Here is an 8,698-nt window from a genome sequence, read left to right as displayed (position 1 = left end):
GAGTAAAGAGGATTACAATTTTATTTTACTAACATTTGATGCATTACGAGCTGATTCGTTAGGAATTTATGGAGGGACGACAAAAACACCTTCTTTTGATAATTTTGGAAATGAGAATATTGTTTTTCTAAATGCTCATTCTTTAGCACCATGGACAGTTCCTTCTATGGTTGGACTTTTTTCTTCACAATTTCCATCAAAACTCTCCATAGGTAATTCTAAAGATTATTATACCATTCCAGAAAATGTTGATACCTTAGCAGAACTTTTAGATAAAAGGGGATATAGGACAGGTGCTTTTGTTGGAAATTATCTATTGCAAAAATCAACGGGAATACTCCAGGGATTTGATTTTAGCATCTTGGTTAATCATCATACACGGACAATGAATCGATTTGCTCTCATTATGCCTTTTTTAGAAAGTGCATTATCATTATGTATTCAGGAGCCCGAATATAAATATTTGATGAACACTTCAAAATATCTTGTCGAGAATACAATCAACTTTATCAGGAAGAATAGAAATAAAAAATTCTTTTTATGGGTTCATTTTGTTGATCCACACGACCCTTACGCTCCTCCTCAAGAGTTTAGAAAAAAAGATGTTGAAGAGAAATGGCCTGTATTTGCACCAATGGATCCCTCACTTCCGTATCCTCAACTTTCACAAATTCGAATGGGGAAAGTTGCTCTTACTGATTCTGATAAAGAATATATTAGAGAGTTGTATAATGGTGAAGTGTTGTATATGGATAAATTATTTGGAAATATTTTACAAACTCTAAAAGATGAAAAACTTCTTGATAATACAGTAATTTGTGTAACATCTGACCATGGAGAAGAATTTTGGGACCACGGCGATTATTATCATGGACAGAGTCTTTATGAAGAGTTAATAAAGGTGCCTTTAATTATTTCCATTCCGAGAATTAGGTCACCTAAAAAAATATACAATCCTGTCTCAACAATTGATTTAATGCCAACTTTCTTTGAAATTGCAGGCATACCCATTAGTAAGGAATTTGACGGAAAAAGTTTGATGCCTTTTATAAAAGGTGAATATAATGCTGCAGAACCTCCTATATTTGCTGAAGAAACATATTATTATGAAAAGAAAAAAGCGGTTATTGATGGAAATTATAAACTTATTTTTTGTATGGACTCAAAAAAATTAGAACTCTTTGACCTTTCTACAGACCCTTATGAAAAAATCAATATTGCAGATAAAAATCCTCTTCTTGTAAAAGATATGAAAAAACTTTTAATAGATTGGATTAAGAAGACAAAAAAAAAAAAAAAGGGATATAAGGAAACAAAAGAAGACTTGGAGAAAAAAAGGAATCAACTTAATCGGATGAAAGCTTTGGGTTATGTCAATTGATTATTTCACAGGCAATAAATGCCAAAAGTGCAAATGACATAATATAGATTGATATAAATTTCATCTTTTTATTTAAACTCATTTTTGCCTTTCCACCTCTTTTTAATCTTATAAGATTATTTAAGCAAATTTGATGCCAAAGGACCAGTATGAAATAAGAATTATTAAATTATCTAAATAATTCAATGAGATAGATAAAAAAGGGGACTGGAAATTTACCAAAATGAAATCAAGCTAAATTGCTGAGAAATGTCCAAAAAAAGAACACTTTTTCTTTTACTTCTATAACCTATTGAAAAGAAAGGAAATAAGTTGTCCAAAAAACCGACATCCCGGAGTTACCTGAAAGAGCCAATAAAGATATCATCCAAAAAACCGCAAAAACACGTCCCCAGGGGGAGTCGAACCCCCGTTGCCGGCGTGAAAGGCCGGTGTCCTAGACCACTAGACGATGGGGACATCCTTTTATGAAGTTTGAGCCGTGCTGGACTCGAACCAGCGACCCTCTGCTTAAAAGGCAGATGCTCTACCACCTGAGCTAACGGCCCACTGATTTTAAAGAGGCAGTCTATTAACAAAAAAAAGAAATTATGTCAAAGACTTTCCCCTTTTATTGGCCAACTATGTGAAAATAATACAGGATGAAAATTTATTCAACAAGTAATTTTTAAATTAGAACTCCCAACTCAATCCCAATTCATATCTTGCCACGCTCGATGGAATCATTCCAACTTCATAGTAAAGTTTGCTGAATATATTTTCAATGGCAAATTTTACTTTCATCTTTCCATTGAAAAATGGCTGGACCAAGGCTAAATCCCAAACCCAATGCTCAGGTTGAGGTATTGAACCACTTGTAGAATAACTTGATTTAAATTGGCTTGTGCTTTTGAATCTTCCATTTAATGTTGCTATAAGCCCGAATGGGAATCTGTAACTTGTTCTTAATCTAAAGGTATGGGTTGGCACTTCAACTAAGCGGTTTCCGTGAAGTTCGAGAAGTATTAAGGGGACCGGCGATTTTTTCCCTCCTAAGCTGTTTATACCGTATACCGGTTTCGGAGCATCACCCTGTGAAAAGTCAAATGGATTTCTTCCCTCTGCAACTGCACGGTCAAAGAGGTAATTTACACCAAAGGATAATTCAGGAAGCCAAGGATTTGAAATATCAAAACTCACATCAAATCCCTGATGGACAGAAGTACCACGGTTAATCCATGTGATTGCTCGTTGCGCTTCAAGAATCAGTTCGTCCTTTGTGACAAATCCCTTTTGGATATAATAATCTATTACTTCTTCTACCGCTTTAGCAATACCTTCACCAAGTATTTCTCTATTTCTTTTATATATTTTGAAAAACTTGACATTTTTCGGATTATTGAGGTTGATTAATTCAGGATTTGTTGCAAGCAAGGGGACGGAAACTTCTTGATCAGAATAGCGGCTATAAAAATATGCTATATCACCGCTTAAATATTTCGTTAGAAATTTGAATCCAAGTTCATATGACCAAGTAATTTCATATTTTAGATTAGGATTACCATAGAGATTTCCGCCCTGCCCTTTTAACCAATAAACATGTGAATATTCAGGAGGCCTAAATGCACGTCCTACTGATGCTCTTATGGAAGTACCAGGTTTAATTTCGTAATTTAAGGCGATGCGTGGTGAAAATTCATCTTCCCAGTCATCTATAAATGTTGTAATTTGTTCCCATCGTCCGCCTATATTTACATTCAATTTGCCAAATTTCTGAACATCCTGAAAGTAGATGGCAGTAAATTTTCTGTGCTGCGGTGTTTCTGTGAATATTTGGTTGCCCATATTTTTTGACGGTGGAAGGTCAACCTTCTCCCATCTGAATGATTGACCAATGGTAAGGCTATTCCCTTTGGTTTCCAATATATCTGAAGTGAAAGTTATAGAGTTGTCAATATCCCAATTTTTTGAAAAATAATGAAAGGGGGCAGGATTGCCCGGAATACCAGTGCCTTTATAATAATCAACATCTGTCCATGGGTCTATATTGTTTCTTTTGTAATATCCGGCATTTCTTTTTGATACGAAATCGCTTGAGAAAAATACCATGTCTGCAGTTTCTGTAATTTTTGCAAGATTTAATTTTAAACTATATGAAAGATTTGGAGTGATTTCCCAATTGTCGGAAAAATTGAAATAATCCCTTTTACCTCCGCTTTGAAGTTGTATAGGAGGCACTGTTAATACTCCGAAAGATTGAGGATTTTTTCGAAAAGCATATCCCAATGCCAAATTTATTTTATTTCCTTTAAATAAGGTTGCCCCAAAAGTTACATTGATATTGTAATTTTCACTGTCATCTAAATCTCCAGTGTCTTCCAATACATTTAAATCTTGATTGAAAAATGGAGGCGCTGTCGCTTTTTCTTTCGGTTTGAAGCCGGGAAATCCGGGATAATTGACGGAAATGAATCTTTGTTTAGCAGGCAATACTGCAATATTTTTTGTTTCGGCATATGTCAGTCCCTTTGCAAAAAGGTAGGAAGCACTGATTGCATAATTCCAATTCTTGCCGCCCCAACTATGAAATATTCCATAATATTGGGTCCAATCCTGATTTGCGTTAGTTCGATGCTGATAGGTGCTGACTTTTGCATTGAATTTGAAAACAGGTTTCTTTCTTCCCTTTTTAGTTATTATGTTTATTACCCCAGCTTGTGCAGTGCCGCCATAAATAGCTGATGCGGCACCCTTCATAACCTCTATTCGTTCAATCATCTCAACTGGAAAGTCAGAAATTTCGCCTGTGCCTACCCTTGGAGATTGTGCAGGAATGCCGTCTATGAGAAGGAGCACTCTATTGCTGTCAACCTGTGACCCTTGACCTCGAATTTTAATTATTTTTCTTGTACCTGCTCCACCTACGCTTTCCATTTGCACGCCCGGAGTATTCTTTAATATATCCCCTGCAGTATCAGCACCGGCGTTCAATTCGAATTTTTTTGAACTTACCACTTCAACTGAAGCTGTCGCACGGGAAATAGGGACATTCATCCTTTCACCTGTAACAACTACCTCTTCTCCTTTAATGGCTTCAATTTCTTTCAATGAAAAGTTTACGATATTTTCCTTTTCAGATGAAACGACGACATTTTCAGCTTCGGCAGGCGTATAACCTAAAAATTCTGAACGCAAGTGATATGTGCCTTCAGGAAGCTCAATTTCAAATTTGCCTTTTTCATCAGTGAAGGTGATTACATCGGTACCATCAACAGTTATAGTAACGCCGGGAAGAACTTCTCCGCTCTTAGCGTCTTTAACGGTGCCTTTGACTTTTCCTGTAGTTTGTGAAAAAGAGATGCTTAGTGGTAGAAAAAGCTGAAAAAGAAAAAAAGAAATGATAATCTTTTTACACATACAATTCATCCTCCATTCCATTTATTGAAAAAAGGAATATAAATTTTTTTAAGGTTCCTGACTATAATTGATTTTTGTTCAATATTAACAGTTTTTTTAATTTAATATAAAGATTTTTTTAAAAAATTTGCTCAGTCAGATTCAATACAAAGGTATTTATAAACCTTTTGATTTTTTTGAAGTTTGAAGAATCATGAAAGGCGCTTCCCCAATTGAGTTGGTCTATAATGATCATTCCCCTACCATATTTGACTTCAATTAACCCTATAGGGAAAATCAAAGGTATTATTCTGCTTTTATTTGAAACAAAGGAATAAGATAACCTTGATAATTCAATGTTTGATACATTTTTATTTTTTCCTTTGGCAATTTTTATTGAGATTGAGTTTTTCCCCTTTTCAATGGGAAGAAAAGATTTAATTATTTTTTGACCTTCGCTGACGGTTGTGAATACCTGCATAGGTTTGCCTTTTGGGAAGAGATTATTTTTTAATGAGAATATGATTTTTTGGGGGCTCTTATTATTAAACAGCTTAATCGATAGGGAAAATTTGGCAGTTGTTCTTTTCTCAGAAGAAATTTCAAAAATGATATTTGAATTTTTAATAAAAGCTGATTTATCTATTTCGATTTCTTGTTCTTCTTGAGAGTAATCCTCATCGAGTTGATTATCCTCAAAGTGTATAGCAAATGGAATAATGTCTCTTTTAAGAGGAAGAGGATTTTGAGCAAGCCCTGGTTTTACTGAAGTCCAATATAATTCCTGATTGCTTATCCCCCACATAAAAGGACTATCAGAAACAATGAAAGGAGGCAAATGTATGGGTTTTTCAAGTTTTATGTCGTATGGCAAAAATCTTCCAATTTTTCCCACTGTTGAGGGTGTTAATTCTTTTATGTAGAGGATACTACCTTCCTTGATTTTTTCTACAATGATATCTGAATTTACTAAACTGCTCTTTGCATTTGGATTTGCAAACATTAGGCATCTTGAAGCTTGTTCTAAAACCTGCAGTTGGTTTCTACTATCTATTGGATTTATTCCGAAAGCCTTTAAGTATTTGAGTAAATCATCATTTCCTTCAATATAATAAATTTTTCCGGTGTGAGTATTATTTCCCTTTTGAGAATTTAGATAGTTTATTATATTAGAAAAGATAATTTGGGCTGAGGGTTCGGATTTGAATTTTTCTGCAAGATTCATTTGACAAAGGACTGCTTTTCCATTGCCTGAAAAAAGTTCAATCAATGGGGTATAAAGCAGCCCTCCTTTCCCTCCTGCATCAGCTAAATATCTTATTTTTTTATTTTCAATCTTATAAAAGCACTTTTCTGCCACTATATTGTTGCCATTCCAAAAAGAGAGGTCATCCTCTTGGATTCCATTGAAAATTGGATGGCCTTTTGCTCTCATATAAACCATAGTAGGAGAATGGCGAGTTGTTTTAATCGAAACTATTTCTTGAGGAATTTTTTCCTGTTTAAGAATTAAAGCTCTCCCTCCTCTTTTAAGAAAGTTAGAGATGTCCTTAATCGTATTCCTTTGCAGAAAAGGACTGCTTAAAGCGTTTTCTCCAACAATGAGAATATTCTCTATTTGCAGATTTTTTAAATCTTCATTGTTTATGAAATATTCATTAGAAAGAGACAAAAATGATAGTGAATTTTCTGGATCGAATATCTTTATTTTTTTATCTTCAATTTGTTTATTATTCCTTGCAGGGAAAAGTGAATAGGGAATGGAATCTGAAAAGAGGTTTTTCCCCTTTCTGTCAAAAATATTTATGTTTAGAAAAAATTCTTTTCTCTTTTTACAATGAGGAAGAGGAATTGAAAGATTCACTAAATGCTTGTCTCCTGATTTAATAAAGAACGCATCTGCTTTTTTTGTTATTGTATTGTTATCAAAAGAAACTGAAATTTCTAATTTCAGGAATTTGTCTTCGAAACTGTCATTGAATACCGCAATGTTCCTTTTTAGAATGGAACCTGAAAAAAAGCGGGAATTATATTCTTTGATGAAAGCGGTTATGGGCGCAAAAGCTTTCCTGCATGACTCAACCATTGGAGTTATTTGAGGAATATGCTTGTCGTTCCAGCTGTATCCCCAAAATTTTTCTTCAAAGACATTCCATGGACTGACGCCGGGCAAGTCAGTAAAACGATATGCTGTCAACTGCATAAGAAGAGCTTTGGCTTTGGCAAGCTCTTTGAAATATAAAAAATTGATATAAGCATCATCTCCAACAAACACGGTGTCACCATCGGGAGTTCTTGATGGTTCCCAAAGGGTTTCTCCGATGTAATATGGAATTTTAGGATTTTTTCTAAGACCTCTCTTTTTGTCTAATCTAAACCAGAAGGCTGTATTGGGGTATTGATAGTGGCTTCCTCCCATATTCAAATCGTATACATACTCTCGTGGATAATGGACATTTTCTATGTCTGCATTTCCAAAATCCATTACACCTTCATTCATCTTTGGCCTAACAGGGTCAATCATAGAAGCTTCAAATTTCAGTCTTTCCATTTTTCTTTCAAGTTCTGCTTTGCTTATCTGTTTATTTTGACTCAATGCGCTGTCAATTTCACTTGAAAGATTCCAGATTATTATGGAAGGATGATTGATATTGTTTTGAATATTCGATTTTATGTGTTCAGTGGCATTTTCCCAAAACCTTGAATCAGAAATCTTTTGTGAACCATCAGGAGTTATTGCGCTATCACCAATTATAAATATTCCCATACGGTCTGCTATATCGTACCAATCCTTGGGCCATGGCTGGTCCATAAGGCGCACTGTATTTATATTGGCATATTTTAAAAGTTCAAAAGTGCGCTCTGCAGATGGAGGATTCAGATGGTCATAGACATCTGCAATATGGAAGCAAGTGCCGAAGAGATGAATTTTTTTGCCATTTAATGCAAATTCATTTCCTTGAATAGTAAACTCTCTAAATCCAAAAGTGTCTTTTCTATTGTCAATTTTTTTCCCGTTTAAAATTAGAGAGCTATCAAGCTCATATAAGATTGGAGAACCAGGTGCCCATAGGTTTGGCGACTCCCATTTTGAAATGGTTGAAATTTTTTTCATCTGACCTGCAGGAATTGTAACTCTTCCACTTTTGAATGAAATTTCTTTTTTCCCTTTTCTTATGGCTGAATGCAATAATTCTATCGTATATGGTTTACTTGAGGAATTTTTTACCTCAGCAGAAATGGAAATCCTCTTGCTTTTTACGAATGTAAAAATTGAAATATTTTGGATAAATATTTCAGGACGAATATCAATTCTAACATTTCCCCATATACCGTGAAGATTTATGCCCTTGTGCCAGCCCGGTGGATATAGCAATTTTCTGCTTTTATTGTTTTCCATTACACTCTGCATATTATAGACTTTGACAAGAACATCGTTTTCACCTTCTTTTTTTATCAGCCGGGTTATATCAATTTCAAAAGGAGTGAAGCCGCCTTTATGGCTTCCTGCAAATTTTTTATTTATAAAGACATCTGCTGACCATTTGACTGCATCAAAGACAATAAATACCTTTTTACCTTTTAAAAAATCACTGCCATATCTTTCAGGTATTTTGAAACTTTTTTTATACCAAGCATAAGGATAATAATGTCCTGTTATATAGCCGGGCACAGAAACCTTTTTCCATTTGATATTTTCAGAAGGAATGGATTTATTCTGTGTCTCTATCAATTTCCATTCTCCTGAGAGATTAAAGGAAAAAATTGAGGCAAAAGAAAGATTTGCAGAGATAAAGATAAAAATTGTAGAAAGAAAAAGTGATAACAGAATAAATCTTTTTATTTTTTTCATTAAAGATGAGTTTAACATTTTTTATAAAGAAAAGTTATATGAAGAAACAAACTTATACTTTCTCAATAAATTATCATTTATCTCGTAAT

3 protein-coding genes and 2 tRNA genes are annotated in these 8,698 nt (G+C 34.3%); 1 reads left to right on the top strand and 4 read right to left on the bottom strand.

The window, feature by feature from the left end; translation table 11 throughout:
- The coding region (locus D6734_09580; GenBank protein RMF93653.1) for a DUF229 domain-containing protein at positions 1–1,381 on the top strand (1,381 nt) is incomplete at its 5' end.
- Between the two features lie 386 nt (positions 1,382–1,767).
- On the opposite strand, the gene D6734_09575 is transcribed toward D6734_09580, so the two are convergent.
- The 4 genes from D6734_09575 to D6734_09560 form a co-directional block, all read right to left on the bottom strand.
- Positions 1,768–1,840: transfer RNA gene (locus D6734_09575), tRNA-Glu, on the bottom strand.
- A gap of 16 nt (positions 1,841–1,856) precedes the next feature.
- Positions 1,857–1,929: transfer RNA gene (locus D6734_09570), tRNA-Lys, on the bottom strand.
- A gap of 124 nt (positions 1,930–2,053) precedes the next feature.
- On the bottom strand, positions 2,054–4,798 hold the full coding sequence (locus tag D6734_09565) for a TonB-dependent receptor (protein RMF93652.1): 2,745 nt from the start codon (positions 4,796–4,798) through the stop codon (positions 2,054–2,056).
- Between the two features lie 97 nt (positions 4,799–4,895).
- Positions 4,896–8,627, bottom strand: a complete 3,732-nt coding sequence (locus D6734_09560) for a hypothetical protein (protein ID RMF93651.1) — start codon at positions 8,625–8,627, stop codon at positions 4,896–4,898.
- Positions 8,628–8,698: the final 71 nt, after the last annotated feature.

The sequence above is a fragment of the Candidatus Schekmanbacteria bacterium genome, from assembly GCA_003695725.1.
GTDB lineage: Bacteria > Schekmanbacteria > GWA2-38-11 > GWA2-38-11 > J061 > J061.
The sequence above is the reverse complement of the archived record's forward strand: the minus strand, read 5'-3'. Positions and strand labels throughout refer to the sequence as shown.

Coding starts and splice junctions, on each gene's coding strand:
- D6734_09565 (RMF93652.1), bottom strand. CDS start 4,798: ATGGAATGGAGGATGAATTGTATGTGTAAAAAGATTATCATTTCTTTT.
- D6734_09560 (RMF93651.1), bottom strand. CDS start 8,627: ATGTTAAACTCATCTTTAATGAAAAAAATAAAAAGATTTATTCTGTTA.